Source organism: Streptomyces sp. NPDC056987 (assembly GCF_042673865.1).
Lineage (GTDB): Bacteria > Actinomycetota > Actinomycetes > Streptomycetales > Streptomycetaceae > Streptomyces.
The window spans coordinates 73,004-88,343 of sequence record NZ_JBHURV010000012.1 but is presented as its reverse complement, the minus strand read 5'-3'; the positions used below and the strand labels follow the sequence as shown (position 1 = coordinate 88,343).

The following is a 15,340-nucleotide window of genomic DNA, read 5'->3' as shown; positions in this document are numbered from 1 at the left end:
CCGGGGCCGCGGCCCGGGGCGGGTGCGCGTGGCCTGTGCCATGGTCACATCACGTACGCCCGGGGCCCGCAGCGCCCCCGGTCCTGGTCCGCCGGTCCTTACTCACCGGCCCCGGGAAGAACGGGCTCCAGCGTCCGCCAGCGGGAGATCTCGCAGCCGTTCTTCTTGTCGAAGGCGGCGTCGACGGTGCGGCCCTGCCAGGTCCCGGTGACGCGGGCGGTGGCGGGACCGCCGTACTGCATGGTGCACACGGCGTCCCGGCGGACCGGCGCGAAGGGATCCCGGCTCTCCCGGGCGAGCTCCGCCAGCCGGTCGCAGGCGGCCCGCGCCCGCTGATGCGTCCCGCCGACGGGCCGGCAGGTCAGCCGGTACGTACCGTCGGCCGCGGCGGCCCCGGAACCGGCGACGCTGACCGTGAGCTGATCCCCGGGTGCCGCCGCCTCCTGCGGCCAGGCCTCCTCGGCGAGGGGCAGCGGTACGGGCGCGAGCGGGGCGCCGGTGGCGGCGGCGGACGTACCGACGAGGGCGGCGGACGCGGCGACACCGAGAGCGAGGAGACGCAGACGCAGCATGAGGGCTCCTGACAGTGACCTGGACCTGACGGACAACGGACAACGGCATACGCCGGGCCCCACGCCCGGCCCCCTGCCTAACGCGCGCCGGCCCCCGGCGTTGCGCACGGGTATGTGCTTTGCCCTGCGGCCCACCTGCCTAGTACCGTGAGGAGCGATTGGTGACACCCCACCTGGCTGTGTCATCATCTGCACGCACCCGTTTCGCGCCCGCGCGACACGGAAGCTGGAGGCGTCGCCTAGTCCGGTCTATGGCGCCGCACTGCTAATGCGGTTTGGGTCTTAAAGCCCATCGAGGGTTCAAATCCCTCCGCCTCCGCAGCGTCGATCACCGAAGCCCCGGCCCCACGGCCGGGGCTTCGGTCGTTCGTCCGAGGTTTTCGCCATCTCTGCAGGTCAGAGGGGGTGCGGGGAATGGATTTCACCTGACGCCGCAGGTCATGTAATGTTGTTCCCGCAACGCCGACCGGGAAGAAAAGCCCGGAACGCCAAGCACTCGTAGCTTAACGGATAGAGCATCTGACTACGGATCAGAAGGTTGCAGGTTCGAATCCTGCCGAGTGCACACAGGTGAGAGGCCCCCGGAGAAATCCGGGGGCCTCTCGCGTTGGGCCGTACAGCAGCGAAGTACAGCAACAGGCTTCGCCTAGTCGGTGGCGCTCCCACTCATGGCCGCCGACAGCCTGCCAATGGCCGCGCGTACCTCTTCCTCGCTCGCCTCCGCGTAGACCTCCATCGTCATGGCGATCTGGGAGTGCCGGAGGATGCGCTGAGCGATCTTCGGATGCACCTTGAGGGCGACCAGAAGCGAGCTGCATGTGTGCCGGGTGTTCCGCAGCGGGATCACCCGAAGGCCGGCCCGGCGGGCGCGCAACGCGAACATGCGGGTGAGGTTCCCCGGTTCGATCGGCGTCCCGTACTTCGTGGTGAAGACCAGATCGTGCCGGTTCTGCCAGAGATCACCCGCCGCTTTCCGGTCCCCGGTCTGCTGGGCACGGCGCATGCGCAGGGCCTTGAGGCAGAGCGCGGGCAGCGGCAGGAAGTCGTCCGACTCCTCCGTCTTGGTCTCGCGGTGCAGGATCTGCCGTCCGGCCCGCTGGATCTGGTGGTCCACGTACAGCTCACCGGTCTCGAAATCGATGGACTTCCAGGTCAGACCGAGTACTTCACCCCGGCGCAGCCCCAGGCAGAGGACCAGCACCCAGGCCGCGAACAGGTGATCGTCACGGGCCACTCCGTCGGCGAGGAAGTGGCCTGCCTCGGCCACGGACCACGGCTTGATCCGGCGGCGTCGCGGCTTGGGGACCTTGACCAGGGAGGCGACGTTCTTACCGATCTCCTCCTCGACCACGGCGTGCGACAGGGCGGCCCGCAGAGCGCGCTTGGCGTCCTTGCCCTGCGCGCAGCACTGGCAGATGCCGGCCAGCTTGGTCAGCCACTCGCGGACGTCCCGCACGGTGAGCTTGTCGAGGCGCTTCGTGCCGAGGTGCGGCGCGATGTAGAGCCGTACGGAGCCTTCGTACGAGACGTACGAGAGCGGGGCGAGATTCGGCCTCACGATGGAGTCGAGCCAGTACGTGAGAAAGGCGCCGAGGGTACGGTGACGGGTCGCCACAGGCCCCTTCTTGGCCTCACCGTGCAGCCGGATCCACTTGTCGTGCACGATGTCCCGGCTCGGCCCGTAGACGTACTTCCGCTTGCGTCTGCCCGTCGGGGGTGTCGACCCAGACGTACGCGGCGAAGCCGTTCTTGTAGGGGTAGATGGATCCTTCGCCGTTACCGCGCTTCCCGCTCATGCTGCCTTCTCCTCTGCTGCGGTGGCGACGCGCTGTACGTACTCGTCGACCCAGGCCGGGAGGATGCGGCGGTTGCGGCCGACCTTGACCGAGCGGATCTCGCCGGTGAGGACGAGCATCTTGGTTTTGGAGAGGCCGAAGCCGAGCATCAAGGCGACCTCGGCGGTCGTGTGCCACTTCGGCGTGATCGTGACCGTGGTCATCGGGACGGTTCTCCTTCGGTGCGGTCGGGGTGGAGTTGGTCGGTGAGCCAGGCTTCGTCTCGGGTGAGGCCGTTTCCGGCGTACTCCCAGCGGGAGAGGACGAGCGTGGAGGGCCCCGGGGCGTGGGGGTCCTCCACGCGTGCCAAGGCGGCTTGGAGGCGCTGCCATGCGGCGCGTGCCTCGCGAAGCGTGCCGAGCGTGGTCGAGTAGCGGCGGGTTTTGGTGGAGAAGTGGCCGCGGAAGCCGAGCATGTGGGCCCAGGCGCGGAGGCGGAGGTGTTCGAGGTCGGGGCGTGCGCCGAGGTCCCAGCAGGTGCGGACGAGGCGGCGGGCGTGTTCGGTGAGGTCGGTGTGGGCGAGTTCGGCCAGGAGGCGGATGCGGTGGTCAAGGGTGCCGGTGGCGGTCTCGGCGCCCTTGGTGGCGTACTTGGCGATGTAGCCGGCCACGGCGCGGTCGGTGAGTTCGGTGCTGCCCGCGAAGTCGGCGCCCCGGATGGTGCGTACGTCGAGCTGGCGGCCGAAGACGAAGGTGTGCGCGTGGCCGTCGAGGACGGGGCCGGTGACGTGGGCGGCGCGGGTGGCGGATTCGATGGCGTCGGTGAGGAGTTCGGCGGTGGCCCAGGCCGGGGGCGGGGTGGTGCCGCCGTCGGGGCCGTCGAGGCGGATGACGGCGTGGAAGTGGACGGCGCCGCGTCGCTGGTATTCGGCGACTTTGGCGAAGGAGACGCGGGCGTGCTGGCGGAAGGCGCGTTGGGTGAGTCCGGCGCGCTTGGCGATTTCGCGGCGGAGGTAGATGGAGAAGCGCCGCCACAGGGCCCCTGCGTGGGCGTTCCAGAGCACCGCGGCTTCGTAGTCGTACGAGTTCGGGTGGAGCGGGGTGCCGAGGGCGGGATCGTCGGTGGGGTGGGTGGTGCCGCAGCGGCAGGAGGGGCGGCCGGTGGGGCGGTTGTGGACGGGGCCGAAGCTGGGGGCGGTGAAGGTGGCGAAGACGCGCGGGTGATGCGCGACCTGTTCGGGGGTGCCTTTGCCGCCGCGTAGTCCGGCGGTGATCAGGTGGTAGGTGTCGCGGCGGTAGGTCTCGGCGCAGGTGGGGCAGCGGGTGGTGCGGCGGTTGTTGCACCGGACGAGGAGCTGTCCGGCGGGCAGCGCGGTGGATTCGAGGTGGTGGAGTACGGGGCCGATCTCGCCGGTGGTGGCGTCGAGGTGGTGTTCCGTGCGGTGCCCGGTGAGGCGGATGGGCCGGGTGCAGCCGCCGAGGGTGGTGAGCTGGCGCAGGAGTCCGGGCAGTTGGCCGTAGGTGGCGAGGCGGCGCAGTTCGGTGTGCGGCGGTGAGGTGTCGCGGGAGACGATGGTGCTGCTCCTTGGTCCGGCGTGGGTGTCGGGCGGAGGGGATGGGCCCACCGGGGCGGTGGATGCTTGGCGGTATCGAGGCCGCCCCGGTGGGCCGCTCAGCGGTGACGCTGGGAGGTGAGCAGAGAGCGCAGGACAACGGCGGCGACCGCCACGGAGACGGCCGTGACGGCGACGGCGGCCAGGAGCGCGGTGGCGACGACCCCGCCCACGAGTACGGCGGCGATGGCGCCGGTGCCGGGTATCGGCAGAGCGGATCGGCTCCGGGGCGCGGGGGCCTGGTGCTGGCAGGCGCACGGCGCGGCCGGCTGATGGACGGTCGGGGTCGGCAGGGGCGGCGTGCTGGGGAGCTGGGGGCGCAGGAGCATGGCGGCTGGTCCTTTCAGCGCTGGTCGGTGCCGTTGACGATGTCGACACCGGTGCGGGTGCCGGAGTCGATGGCGGGGGCGAGGAAGGTCTGGTTGAGGTAGAAGCCGAAGAGCGCGATGACGGCGACGACCCAGAGGCGGATGCCGAGGAACTTGATCGCGGTCCACGCGATGACGCCGAGGACCAGGACGAGCGGCAGGGACACGGTCACGGTCGGTATCTCCTGTCAGCGGGCGGGGCAGCGGTGGGTGCGGGCGGCGAGTTCGGCGGCGGCGCGGGAGTCGTAGTCGGCGGAGAAGCCGCAGCGGGGCGCGGTGCAGGCTGCGGTGTGCTTCTCACGGCCCCGGTTGTCGTAGGCGGTGCCGACCTGCACCGGGCCGATCCGGGTGAGGTTGCGAAAACGCTTGGGACGCATGGCTGGGCTGTCCTCTCAGGCGAGTTGGGCGGCGATCTGCCGGGCGAGTGCTGGGGGGACGCCGAGCCGGGCGCGCAGGGTGTCGGTGTCGATGGGTTCACCGGTGCGGTCCTGATGGGCGGTGGCCACCTTGCGGGCGTGCTCCACCAGGGCGGCCGGGACGGCGCTCGGTGCGACGGTTGGCGCGGCGGGACTCGGCGCCGGGCGCGGGGGCGGTTCGGGCGCAGGTTCTTCGGCAGGCTCGGGTGTCTCGGCGGGCTCAGGCGTCTCGACGGCCGGGGCCGGTGCGGTCGGGTCGGGGGTGTGCGCGAGGAGAGTTCCGCCGAGGAAGGCGATGGCGGGCCATCCGGCGACGAGGACGCGGAGCCAGGCCGGTATGGCGTCGAGGTCGAGGAGCCCGGCGGTGGCGACGTTCGCGCCGAGGGAGGCGATGAGGGCTGTGAGGAACCAGCACCAGCCGGACGCGATCGCGTGCCCGGAGCGCAGCCGCCGCCAGGCCGCGACAAGCAGCAGGTCGACGGAGACCGGGTAGGCCCAGGCTTTCCACCCGTGCTGTCCGGCGGCTTCGGCCAGGTCGTGCAGATGGGCGAAGGACAGCGCACCGGCGATCACGGCTTGGACGAGTACGGCGTCGACCCGGGCCAGGGAGCGGCGCATGACGGGACCTCCTTTCGGTTTCGGGCATGGCGGGGGTAGGGAATCGGCGCGGTGACGCCGTGCCGATCAGTGGCGTGGTGGAGCGGGGTGGCGGTCAGCCGAGGGCGGTTCGTGGCGAGGCCGGCACGGGCGAGGCCATCTCGTACGCGGGCACGGCGGGCCGGAAGCGCGCCAAGGCGGGCAGTTCGGGCACGAGCGAGGCGGTTTCCCGGCAGACGGCGGCGGCTTCGCTCAGTGAGAGGTACGGCGTGCGGATACGGGTCCAGCCGCCGGAGGTGTCCCCGGCGACGGCCAGGCCGGGGCGTTCAGGTGCGATGGAGCAGGCGGCGCCGACGGCTTCGGGGGCGATGTCGCCGAGCGCCATCTTGGCCGAGGCTTCGTCGTTGACGCGGTGGCAGACGCGGCCGGAGAGCTGGGCGCGGAGCATGGTGGCGCCCTTGCCGAGTTCGGCTCCGAAGCGCTGCCCGCTCACCTCCAGGTAGATCCCTGCGGCGCGGCCGAGCTGGGCGAGACGGATGAGCTGGGTGACCATCTCGTCCCGCCGCTCCTCGTCCTTCCTGGTGGCGACGAGGAAGAGTTCGGCCACCTCGTCCACGAACAGCACGACCGGTACCGGCCGCTCGTTCTCCGGGAGTCCCCAGATGTCCGAGGTGATGTCCTCGGCTCGGGTGCCGGGGGCGATGCCCTGCCGGGCCTTGACCAGGTCGTACCGGTCCTCCATTTCCTTGACGAGCACGGGCAGCAGCTCCCCTGCCTCGTGTGGATCGGTGGCGAGGGCGGACAGACGTGGCGCGAAGGGTGTGAGTTCGACGCCGCGTTTGCAGTCGATCCCGACCAGGGCGACGGGCTGCCGGGCGAGGCCGGTGAGGAGATTGCGCAGGTACATGGACTTGCCTGACAGGGTTGCGCCGAGGGTGAGTTGGTGCGGAATGGTGAGGTAGTCCCGTACGAAGGGCAGCGCGTCTTCGCGCAGGGCGACGGGTATTCGCAGCTCATCCGGGGTGCCCGTCCTTGGCATCCGGACGCGGGTCAGTACGTCGAAGCCGACCAGGCGCAGTTCGACCACGCCCGGCTTGATTGGGGCGACGTACACGGCGTGGACGCCCCAGGCGTGGCGCAGCCGTTCGGCGGACGCGGCCACGTCCGCCGGTTCCTGACCGGGGGCGAGGCGGAGCCGGAACCGCAGCCCGGTCGAGGTGGGCCGGATGAGCCCCCGCCGGGGCGGTACGGTCCGTATCTCCCGCCGGGTGGCGGCCCGTACGGCCAGCGCCCGGAGACGGGACGGCGCGACCGTGAGACCGCAGGCGTCCATGACGGATCCGTACGAGGTCAGCACACGTACGACGGAGAGCGGAAGGCCGAGGACGGCCCAGTACACGGCCGGATGCCGGGTCCGGGCCCGGACGGCCCCGGCGCCGAGTACGACGACGGAACCGCCCAGTATCAGCGCGGTCAGCAGGTCGGACACGTCAGGCTCCCGCACCGGCCGTAGCGGGTACGGCCCCGGCGGTGAGGGCGGCGGCGCGGTAGGCGATGCCGTGACGCTGCTGCCCGTTGAACACCGATTCCCACGGTCGGGCGATCAGCCCCGGCAGTGACACCGGCATTCCCAGGGCCAGGCCGTTCGTCACTCCGCTCTCGGGGACGGTGACGTGGATGAGCGACGACTCACCTTCGTCGATGTAGACGACGCCGACCTTCATCAGCGCCTCACCGCTCACCGCGTCCTTGGCGATCTCGCCGGTCTGCCGGTCGCGGACCTTCGGCTCAGGCGTCTCGGTCAGCAGGATCGTCGCGGTGGAGGTCTCAACTCGGATGGAACGCACGGGATGTCTCTCCTCAGGATCAGCCCCGACCCATGGCATCTACTCGTCTATACAAGATGCGCTCTGAATCGGCGACGTACGGGAACGCGACCTACTGTGCCACACATCTTGCCCACTCGTCTATACGAGTTGACCTGTCGGTGCATACGAGTCCGACAACGCGTGCTCTCCGGAGGCTTCGTCAGCATCCCGTGCACTCCCGGTCGTTACGTCGCGGGCAGGTGGTAGTTGAGGACGTATGCGTCGGCGGCCATGACGGTGTCGCACACCTCCACGGCGCGGCCCTTGGTGTCGAAGGCGGTGCGGATCAGATGGATCACCGGCACACCCGAGGCGAGCCGCAGCGTCTTGACTTCCTGGGGTGAGGGCATGCGGGCGCGGATCTCTTCCTCGAAGTGGTCGAGGTGGTGGCCGAGTTCTTCGAGTCGGGCGTAGATGCCGCCGGGGCCGGGGTTGGGCTGGGCGATGGGGGTGTCACGGGCCAGGTCGAGCGGGAGGTACGACACCGCGAACTCGACCGGCCGCCCGTCGAGCAGATACCGGCGCCGCCGCGCCAGCACGCGCCGGGGAGCACTCAGCCGGGCGGACACGTCAGCCGAGGGCCGCTCTTCCTTGACCTCCAGGTTGTCCACCTCCGGGCGGCTGCCGGCCGCGTCGGCCTCCACGATGAAGGCCGACTTCCCCTGTTCGCGGTGGCGCCGCGCGAACCGGTCGGAAGCCAGTCGCCGTACCGGCGGACGTGGTCGGACGAAGACGCCCTTGCCGTGTTCGGACGATACGAGTCCTTCGCTCTGGAGCATGGAGAGTGCGTTGCGGACGGTCATCCGGGAGACGCCGAAGTGCTCCACCAGTTCGGATTCCGAGGGCAGCTTGGCCCCTTCGGCGAAGCGCCCCTTGTCGATGGCTTCTCGCAGGTGATCGGCGATCTGCCGGAAGACGGCCCGGTCGCTGGTCGGGTCCAGCGAGCCGAGCAGACCGGAAGCTAGTGCGGCCATGTGTACTCCTTTGGATATCTAGACAAGAGGCTGAGTCCTGTTGCTACGGTGAAGAGCCTAGCCAGCCCCGTGGACGAGGAACGCCGAGAGTGACCACAGCCGAACGCCCCCATTCCGTGAGCGTCGCGGGAGTGATCGTGGACGACCACGGTCGCGCCCTGTTGATCAAGCGACGCGACAACGGGCACTGGGAGCCGCCGGGCGGCGTGGTCGAGGCTGGCGAGACGCTGCCCGACGCGTTGCAGCGGGAGGTCCTGGAGGAGACCGGTATCAAGATCGCCCTCCCGGCGACCCTGACTGGTGTTTACAAGAACATGACGGGCCTGATCGTCTCGCTCGTCTTCCGCTGCCAGGCGATCGAGGGGCAGCCCACCACCGGCGACGAGACCAAAGCCCTGCGCTGGGTCGCCCGTGACGAGGTGGCGGAGCTGGTCGACGAGGCGTACGCGATCCGCGTGCAGGACGCCCTTGACGAGGTGTCCCCGCCTGCCGTCCGTGCCCACGACGGCGTGAAACTCGTCTAGCACTACCCAACGGTCCATAGCCGCCCACCAGCGTAAAGGAACTTGTATGCACGAGTATACGAGCAGGGTGCGGGTCTGGGGGCTGACTTGCCCGGGTTTCCGGGAAGAGGTCAGCAGAGCGCGGCGATGGACCCGCGACATCCTCAGCGGCCACCCCAACGCCGACGACATCGCCCTCATCGTCAGCGAGCTGGGCACGAACGCGCTCCTCTACACGGCCAGCGGCACCGAGACCGGCGTCTTCCACATCGCACTCGCCCTCTCCGATCACGTGATCGCCGTCTCCGTCACCGACGCCGGAGGAAGCGACACCACCCCCAAGGCCACCTACGCCGACGACGACGCCCTACGCGGCCGGGGCCTGGACATGGTCAGCACGCTCGCCCACAGCGTCTCCATCCACGGCAACGACCAGGGCCACACGGTCACCGCGGAACTCCTCACGAACCATCCCGGAGGCCACCCGTGGTGACGCCCACCGAGACGCGCCCCTTAACGGCATGCGCACCGAGGGCCGGCTACTGGTGCGAGGCCAGCGCCCACACACCCGGAGCCCGCACTATCTGGCTCAACTCCCACCCGGCCAACAGCCCCCGCACCGCCCTGCGCTGGCTCCACAGCCGCGTCCAGGACCTCACCGACCAACTCGACCAGCCCTACGCACAGCCGGGCCACCACTGGCTCACCGACGAAGCCGAACACGAACGAGCCCGCACCACCCTGGCCCACGGCGAGACCTACGTACTCACCCTCCACGACGACATCACCCGCTACGTACTCTCCGCCCGCCCCACGGGAAGTGCCCGATGACCGAACCGGCACCGATACTCACCCACGCCTTCCAATGCGCATGCTGGATACGCCGCCCAACAACCACCCAAGCCCCGACCCTCATCGACTCCATCGCCATCGAGACCGCCACACAGGCCATCCGATGGATCAGAGTCGCCGTCCGCACTATCGCCTCATCCCTCGAACCCGACGCCCGCGACAGGGCCTGGGACTGGCTGTCAGCCGACCACCGCAACGACCTCCACACCCTCACCAGCGGCCAGCCGTGCACCGTCACCCTCCACGACAGCCGCACCACCATCCAATGGACCGCCCGCCCCATGACCTACCTCAAACTCGCCACCCGCCATGGCCTCAACCTCCCAGCCTGCGCAGAGCAGTACACACAGCCCCAACACCAGCGTGAGTAACAACTTTCTCTACGGTTTCAAGACGGCTCGCTCCGCTCCCCGCGCGCGGCCCGGCCCCCGGCCGGGCCTGCGCTCCTGTCTCCGCCCCGCTCCAGCCCGGCCAGCGCCCGTGCCGCGCCAAAGCGATCAGTGGTGCCCCCTTGGCTAGGACAGCTCCCATCCCACTGTCCAGCCAGAGAGGGCAGACCCTCGCTGTCATCTTGATGAAGCACCATGACCAATTGCCCTCAAAGCGGCCTGCACATCGCACCCAACCGCTACTCTCAGCGCATGGATCTGTACGAGCTACGCATCGAGAATCTTTTCGATGAATTCACGCATGTCATCCAGTTCAACACAATTGACGGCTTAACCCTTCTTCACGGCGCCAATGGAGTCGGCAAGACGACGGTGCTGAAGATAATTGACGCCCTCGCCAATCGACGGTTCTCGCTGCTACGGTCAATTCACTTCTCTGGCCTACAAGCCCGTTTCTCCAATGGTCAAACTCTGGCCGTTGCGCGAAAGGCTGACCAAGCGAATGGAAAAACGTCTCTCGAATTTCGACTGACCGAAGGTGGGGATCACCTGGTTCACCCGCCGTGGACGCTGGGCCAGAGCGCCGCAGACCTCGGAATTCCGAAAAGCGTGATCGAGGATATCGTTCACGAGCTCAATCAAACAGGAGCAAATGAATGGTTCGACATGGTAGCTGGAGACACGCTTGACCTAAATGGCGTAATTGATCGCTATGGAGATCGACTGAGTCAGTATTCCCACATGCCGGCACACGTAAAGAGCCCCGACTGGCTGCGGTCCCTGACGGCAAAATTTCCGGTCTTCTTCATCCGGACGGAGCGGTTGACTAGCGGTTCGCAGGACCGACCCGCGAAATATCGACAGCCTCGCGAAACACCGATGACTCCCACTGTGCGAACTTTCGCGCGAGACCTTTCAATGCGAATTCAGCAGAGTTTGGCAGAGTATAGCAACTATTCACAAAAGCTCGACAGTACCTTTCCCGCAAGGCTGCTTGATCCAGCCATCCATATCGAAACTCCTGGAGAGGACTCAATTCGAAAGCGTTACAACGAGGAGGCGGACAGACGGATTCGATATGTTGAATCCGGCTTGCTGGATCGGGACGCGGAGCTCGAACTGCCTCAGCGCGAGTTGGACGACGGCGAGCGGCGTGTACTGAACCTATACTTGGCGGATGTTCGCGATAAGCTCTCTCAGCTCGACAAAATTTCGGAAAAGATCGAGTTGTTCCTGCAGGTCATTACCGCAAAATTTCGACGCAAGCGTCTCTTTGTAGACCGTGAGCAAGGTTTTCGAATCGTCTCAACGCAAGGTCATCAACTGAGTCTCGAGTCACTGAGTTCAGGGGAGCAACAGGAGATCGTCCTGACCTATGGCCTCCTGTTCAGAGAACAGGTCGGAACACTCGTGCTAATTGACGAGCCGGAGCTATCTCTGCACGTGTCTTGGCAGAATGACTTCATTCCGGATCTGCTCAAAATTGCCGAGCTAGCAAAACTCAAGTTCTTGGTCGCCACGCATAGTCCTTCGATCATTAATGATCGCTGGGATCTGACGGTCGAACTAAGTGATGGTGAGTAGATGGCCCTGCAGCAGCATCAGAGCAATCCTGTTCGAATCGCCAACGAAGTCGGCATGCTCAGATCTGGAACGTCCGGGCCAATCGTTCTCGTGGAAGGGGCAACAGATACACGCCTCTTTCGAAGACTCTTCATTCCGTCGCCGCGAGCACGCGTTATTCACTGTAAGGGGAAGTCTAACCTTCTGGCAGCCATAGGGATGGTAACAAGTCGGGGGATCACCGGGGTTCTCGGAATATGCGATGCCGACTTCGACCGACTTTTAGGGGTTCCGGCAGTAAAAAATGTGTTCGCGGTCGACCATCATGACACTGAAATCATGATCAGCGCATCACCAGCCTTTTCCCATTTCTACGCGGAACTCTACGAGCGCGAGGCCGACGAAAGGGAAATGAGGCGCACCAGGGAGCGACTTCTTTCCTATGCGGCAACAATAGGGAAAATGCGCCTGTGGAGTCTACAGAATGGGGGAAAACTCGGCTTCAAGACCCTTGATGCTGGCGGATACATTGAGCAAGACGGGACGTTCAACCTAGAGTCCTGCATCGGCACTTTGACGGCAACAAAGGGTCTCGATGTCAATGCCCTCCTTTCGATCGCAACGACTAGCACTGAGTCTCCGGAGACTGAAATATCCTGCGGCCATGATTTGACTTCACTCCTCGACTCTGATGCATCCATTCGCAGGCGTTCGCAAACGCTCGGAAGAGATGTCATCGAGAAGATGCTTAGGCTCAGTTTTGACGCGCAAGCGTTTTCAACGACGAATGTCTACAGCACGCTTCGTTCGTGGGAGAAGCAAGAGCAGCTGAAACTAATCCCTGATAACTGAGCCACTCGCACTGGTGGGCTTGGTGTGCAGCGACCCCACTTAGTCAGAGTGCAAAAGACCAACAGGCGGAAATGCCCGCAGCCTCGCCCGAACCGCTCCCAAATGATCGCTGGTCCCAAGCTGCGGACCCCTCACCGTCATCACGAGTCGGCCGTCGCGGCTGCATCTGGTAGACGACAAATCGGTAGCGTGGCTGAGGTCGGTGGGGGTGCAGCGAGGCACACGCGCGCCTGGTCGGCCGTCGCACCCGCCGTCGTGGCTGACTGTCGTCGGCGAGGTTCGTGCCACCGCCGTGCCAGATGCAGGGGTCAGCCACGGTCAACAGGGGTGTCCTGCAGTCGAGTTTGCAGCCGCCTCAGCAGGTATCGAACGCGCAGGTCAGCGGCGGAACGCCCCCTCCTCTCTCCTAAGACGGTGCTCAGCATCGATTCTCCGGGCCGATACCGACTGCGCCCGAGCCAGGTTGTGTCGGCGCCGTGGCGCCGCCGTGGTCGAGTGCAGCGCCGTACCCCGCGCCATAGCAGCACCGTTTGGCGCATTGCGCCGCGCGGGGCAGGTCCGGGGGCTCCTCCGGACCTGCCCCGCCTACGCGGAACCTGGGTGCCGGTCGGAGGTTGCGGTACAGCAGGGGAGTACCGCAACCACAGTGACCTGCCATGTCCGGCGGTGGCCCTCAGGCGCCCAGCAGGAGCCTGTATAGCCGTCGTTGACCGATCTCTGTAGAGCTACGGATCAGAAGGTTGCAGGTTCGAATCCTGCCGAGTGCACACAGGTCAAAGGCCCCGCCGGTTCGCCCGGCGGGGCCTTTGACATCAACGGATGATGTCAGGCCGCCCGCCTGGTTGCTGTCGCCTCGGAGCGATCCTCCTGACGGTTGCCCGTGGTGGCCTTGGGGTGATTCGCGCGGAGGCGCGAATCGCCCCATGACAGGTCCGCCTTGCGGCCCATCATCTTCGAGAGCACCCGCGTATTTTGACCGCTTGGACCAAGGAACAGCTTCGAGCAGGACGCGGTGCATCCCGAACCGGCTATGCCGGGATCCCGCTGAGTTACTCCTTCAGGGTGCTGTCATCGCCATCAATTGGCGTGTCGGGAAACACCGCATGGTCGCCCCGTTACGGTGCGGGCGTCGACCCACAAAGGACTGCCCGGCGGCTGGCGGGTAAGGGCTCCCTCAGCGTAGCGGCGTAGCCTGATCGAGAGGATCTGGACCTTGAGCGACTTTTCCCGCCGCTACCTGCTCAGAGCGTCAGCGGCCGCCGGAGCCGGGGCGGTCGTCATCCCGGGCCTTACGGCCGCAGGCGCGCCGGACATTGCGGCCGCGCGCACCTCGGGCCTTCTGGCCGCGAGCGACCCGGCCAAAAGATCGACGGGATGTCCGCCTGCGGAGCTGACCGGTCGCGTCGTCCGCCCCGGTGACGCCTCGTACACGGATGACCGCATCGACTACGACCAGCTGTTCTCTCACTACCCGCTGGTCATCGTCTTCGCCCAGGAGACCCAGGACGTGGTGAACGCCCTCACCTGGGCGCGGCAGCACAACGTCGCACTGCGGGTACGCAGCGGCCGCCACGCCCTGGAGGGCTGGTCGAACATCGACAACGGCATCGTGATCGACGTCAGCCAGCTCAAGTCGGTCCACATCGACACCGACGCTCGTATCGCGACGGTCGGCGCCGGCCTGACCCAGTTGGAAGCGGTGACGGCGCTCGCCGAGCGGGACCTCGCGGTCACGACCGGAAGCGAGGGCAGCGTGGGCCTGGTCGGTGCGACGGTCGGCGGCGGCCTCGGCCCCCTCAACCGCTATCTCGGCATGGCCTGTGACAGCCTGATCGGGACCGAGATCGTCGTTCCGTCGGGTCACGACTGCGCCGAGGTGATCCGTGCCGACCTGAATGACCACTCAGACCTGCTCTGGGCGCTCCGTGGGGCGGGAAACGGCAACTTCGGAATCGTCACGCAACTCACCTACAAGGTGCACCCGCTCAAGCGCATCGCCTATGTGCAGGCGACCTGGGACGGCCTTACGGACCTGCATGGGATCTTCGACGCATGGCAGCGTACGGTGCCGTTCGCCGACAACCGCCTCGGGTCCGAAGTCGAGATCCACAAGTCCCAGATCCTGCTGTTCGGGTGGCTCGCGGAGGGCACGGAGGCAGAGGCCAGAAAGTTGCTGGCCCCGATCCTGTCGGTCGGCTCGCCCGATGTGAAGGTGGAGGTCGGTAACTGGGGCCCCATCTATGCCGAAGCCCAGGTCCCGCGCTCGCAGGAGCCCGCCAACGTCAAGTTCTTCTCACAGTTCGCCAAGAAGCTGTTCCCGAAGAAGGCGATCGACGTCATCGGCCACTTCATGCGAAACGCTCCCACGGAGGAGAGCAACTACTTCGTCGATGCCTTCGGCGGGGCGATCAAGGAGGAGCCTCGCGGCGGCACCGCGTTCGTGCACCGCGACGCGATCTTCTACGGCGAGATCGGCGCAGCCTGGGGGACTCCTTCGACGACACCAGGCGTCTGCGACCCGCTCACCTCGGAGTGCCAGGCCTGGACCGCCGAATTCAGCCAGGCGATGCGCCGCTTCGTGGACGGCGCCTACGTCAACGTGCCGAACGTCGGCATGCAGGAGTGGGAGACCGCCTACTGGGGGAGACAGAACTTCGAGCGGTTGCGCGAGATCAAGGCGAAGTACGACCCCAGCAACGTCTTCCAGTACGAGCAGAGCATCCCGCCCGCGTCACGCTGATCGACAGTTCGCCGTCGGGGTCCCGCCCCGGTCGGGCTCGGCCTTTCACGAGGAAGGGCCCGACGCAGTCGAAGTCGAAGGGGTGTCGTTAACCTCGGTCTTGCATGAGGGATCGTCGGATTGCTGACGATCCCTTTGCTCGTTCAGAGTGAAGATTTCTGCTTGCGGGCAGGCGTATCGTGCAGGGCAGGCTGCGCAGGCCGGGAGAAATCCGGGGGCCTCTCGCGTGGAAGGGCATCCGCTGGGGCGGATGCCCCCT

Annotated in this window: 17 protein-coding genes, 2 tRNA genes and 1 pseudogene; 9 read left to right on the top strand and 11 right to left on the bottom strand. The window is 66.8% G+C overall.

Going from position 1 to position 15,340, the window contains the following annotated elements:
• Positions 1–98 precede the first annotated feature (98 nt).
• Positions 99–572, bottom strand: a complete 474-nt coding sequence (locus tag ACFTZC_RS16510) for an SSI family serine proteinase inhibitor (protein WP_382890173.1) — start codon at positions 570–572, stop codon at positions 99–101.
• Positions 573–800: 228 nt separating this feature from the next.
• Between ACFTZC_RS16510 and ACFTZC_RS16505 the strand changes: the two genes are divergently transcribed.
• A tRNA-Ser gene (locus tag ACFTZC_RS16505) sits at positions 801–891 on the top strand.
• A 173-nt stretch (positions 892–1,064) separates the two neighbouring features.
• Positions 1,065–1,137, top strand: a tRNA-Arg gene (locus tag ACFTZC_RS16500).
• An 81-nt stretch (positions 1,138–1,218) separates the two neighbouring features.
• Here ACFTZC_RS16500 and xerC read toward each other — a convergent pair.
• The 10 genes and pseudogenes from xerC to ACFTZC_RS16450 all read right to left on the bottom strand — a co-directional run bounded on the left by xerC (position 1,219) and on the right by ACFTZC_RS16450 (position 8,182).
• Positions 1,219–2,368 (bottom strand): annotated as a pseudogene (gene xerC, locus ACFTZC_RS16495) (tyrosine recombinase XerC).
• Positions 2,365–2,571 carry an excisionase family DNA-binding protein gene (locus ACFTZC_RS16490; RefSeq protein ID WP_382890171.1) on the bottom strand — a complete coding sequence of 69 codons (207 nt, stop codon included), beginning with the start codon at positions 2,569–2,571 and terminating at the stop codon, positions 2,365–2,367. Before ACFTZC_RS16490 ends, xerC begins: the two are co-directional and overlap by 4 nt.
• A complete protein-coding gene (locus ACFTZC_RS16485) occupies positions 2,568–3,857 on the bottom strand; it encodes a replication initiator (protein WP_382890353.1) in 1,290 nt (429 codons plus the stop codon). The genes ACFTZC_RS16490 and ACFTZC_RS16485 overlap by 4 nt, the downstream gene beginning before the upstream one ends.
• Before the next feature lie 161 nt (positions 3,858–4,018).
• Positions 4,019–4,288, bottom strand: a complete 270-nt coding sequence (locus ACFTZC_RS16480; protein WP_382890169.1) for a hypothetical protein — start codon at positions 4,286–4,288, stop codon at positions 4,019–4,021.
• 14 nt (positions 4,289–4,302) lie between these two features.
• On the bottom strand, positions 4,303–4,500 hold the full coding sequence (locus ACFTZC_RS16475) for a hypothetical protein (protein ID WP_382890167.1): 198 nt from the start codon (positions 4,498–4,500) through the stop codon (positions 4,303–4,305).
• Between the two features lie 15 nt (positions 4,501–4,515).
• Positions 4,516–4,704, bottom strand: coding sequence for a mobile element transfer protein (locus tag ACFTZC_RS16470; RefSeq protein ID WP_365639555.1), 189 nt, complete (start codon positions 4,702–4,704; stop codon positions 4,516–4,518).
• Positions 4,705–4,719: 15 nt separating this feature from the next.
• Positions 4,720–5,361, bottom strand: coding sequence for a DUF2637 domain-containing protein (locus tag ACFTZC_RS16465; RefSeq protein ID WP_382890165.1), 642 nt, complete (start codon positions 5,359–5,361; stop codon positions 4,720–4,722).
• A gap of 94 nt (positions 5,362–5,455) precedes the next feature.
• Positions 5,456–6,829, bottom strand: coding sequence for an FtsK/SpoIIIE domain-containing protein (locus ACFTZC_RS16460; protein ID WP_382890163.1), 1,374 nt, complete (start codon positions 6,827–6,829; stop codon positions 5,456–5,458).
• Between the two features lies 1 nt (position 6,830).
• Positions 6,831–7,187 carry a hypothetical protein gene (locus ACFTZC_RS16455; protein WP_382890161.1) on the bottom strand — a complete coding sequence of 119 codons (357 nt, stop codon included), beginning with the start codon at positions 7,185–7,187 and terminating at the stop codon, positions 6,831–6,833.
• Between the two features lie 206 nt (positions 7,188–7,393).
• Complete coding sequence (locus ACFTZC_RS16450; RefSeq protein ID WP_382890159.1) at positions 7,394–8,182, bottom strand: GntR family transcriptional regulator; 789 nt, start codon at positions 8,180–8,182, stop codon at positions 7,394–7,396.
• 89 nt (positions 8,183–8,271) lie between these two features.
• Here ACFTZC_RS16450 and ACFTZC_RS16445 point away from each other — a divergent pair, with 89 nt between their 5' ends.
• The 7 genes from ACFTZC_RS16445 to ACFTZC_RS16415 all read left to right on the top strand — a co-directional run bounded on the left by ACFTZC_RS16445 (position 8,272) and on the right by ACFTZC_RS16415 (position 15,081).
• Positions 8,272–8,706, top strand: coding sequence for an NUDIX hydrolase (locus ACFTZC_RS16445; protein WP_382890157.1), 435 nt, complete (start codon positions 8,272–8,274; stop codon positions 8,704–8,706).
• Positions 8,707–8,752: 46 nt separating this feature from the next.
• Positions 8,753–9,178, top strand: a complete 426-nt coding sequence (locus ACFTZC_RS16440) for an ATP-binding protein (protein WP_382890155.1) — start codon at positions 8,753–8,755, stop codon at positions 9,176–9,178.
• Positions 9,172–9,516 carry a hypothetical protein gene (locus ACFTZC_RS16435; protein WP_382890153.1) on the top strand — a complete coding sequence of 115 codons (345 nt, stop codon included), beginning with the start codon at positions 9,172–9,174 and terminating at the stop codon, positions 9,514–9,516. The genes ACFTZC_RS16440 and ACFTZC_RS16435 overlap by 7 nt, the downstream gene beginning before the upstream one ends.
• Positions 9,513–9,908 carry a hypothetical protein gene (locus tag ACFTZC_RS16430; protein ID WP_382890151.1) on the top strand — a complete coding sequence of 132 codons (396 nt, stop codon included), beginning with the start codon at positions 9,513–9,515 and terminating at the stop codon, positions 9,906–9,908. The genes ACFTZC_RS16435 and ACFTZC_RS16430 overlap by 4 nt, the downstream gene beginning before the upstream one ends.
• Positions 9,909–10,178: 270 nt before the next feature.
• Positions 10,179–11,510 (top strand): AAA family ATPase, encoded by a 1,332-nt coding sequence (locus tag ACFTZC_RS16425; RefSeq protein ID WP_382890149.1) that lies wholly within the window; start codon positions 10,179–10,181, stop codon positions 11,508–11,510.
• The gene (locus ACFTZC_RS16420) at positions 11,511–12,341 is read left to right on the top strand and encodes a DUF4435 domain-containing protein (protein WP_382890147.1); all 831 of its coding nucleotides are present in this window, start codon (positions 11,511–11,513) and stop codon (positions 12,339–12,341) included.
• A gap of 1,213 nt (positions 12,342–13,554) precedes the next feature.
• Positions 13,555–15,081, top strand: a complete 1,527-nt coding sequence (locus tag ACFTZC_RS16415) for an FAD-binding oxidoreductase (protein ID WP_382890144.1) — start codon at positions 13,555–13,557, stop codon at positions 15,079–15,081.
• The last annotated feature ends 259 nt before the right edge of the window (positions 15,082–15,340 follow it).

Coding starts and splice junctions, on each gene's coding strand:
- ACFTZC_RS16510 (WP_382890173.1), bottom strand. CDS start 572: ATGCTGCGTCTGCGTCTCCTCGCTCTCGGTGTCGCCGCGTCCGCCGCC.
- ACFTZC_RS16490 (WP_382890171.1), bottom strand. CDS start 2,571: ATGACCACGGTCACGATCACGCCGAAGTGGCACACGACCGCCGAGGTC.
- ACFTZC_RS16480 (WP_382890169.1), bottom strand. CDS start 4,288: ATGCTCCTGCGCCCCCAGCTCCCCAGCACGCCGCCCCTGCCGACCCCG.
- ACFTZC_RS16470 (WP_365639555.1), bottom strand. CDS start 4,704: ATGCGTCCCAAGCGTTTTCGCAACCTCACCCGGATCGGCCCGGTGCAG.
- ACFTZC_RS16465 (WP_382890165.1), bottom strand. CDS start 5,361: ATGCGCCGCTCCCTGGCCCGGGTCGACGCCGTACTCGTCCAAGCCGTG.
- ACFTZC_RS16450 (WP_382890159.1), bottom strand. CDS start 8,182: ATGGCCGCACTAGCTTCCGGTCTGCTCGGCTCGCTGGACCCGACCAGC.
- ACFTZC_RS16440 (WP_382890155.1), top strand. CDS start 8,753: ATGCACGAGTATACGAGCAGGGTGCGGGTCTGGGGGCTGACTTGCCCG.
- ACFTZC_RS16430 (WP_382890151.1), top strand. CDS start 9,513: ATGACCGAACCGGCACCGATACTCACCCACGCCTTCCAATGCGCATGC.
- ACFTZC_RS16425 (WP_382890149.1), top strand. CDS start 10,179: ATGGATCTGTACGAGCTACGCATCGAGAATCTTTTCGATGAATTCACG.
- ACFTZC_RS16420 (WP_382890147.1), top strand. CDS start 11,511: ATGGCCCTGCAGCAGCATCAGAGCAATCCTGTTCGAATCGCCAACGAA.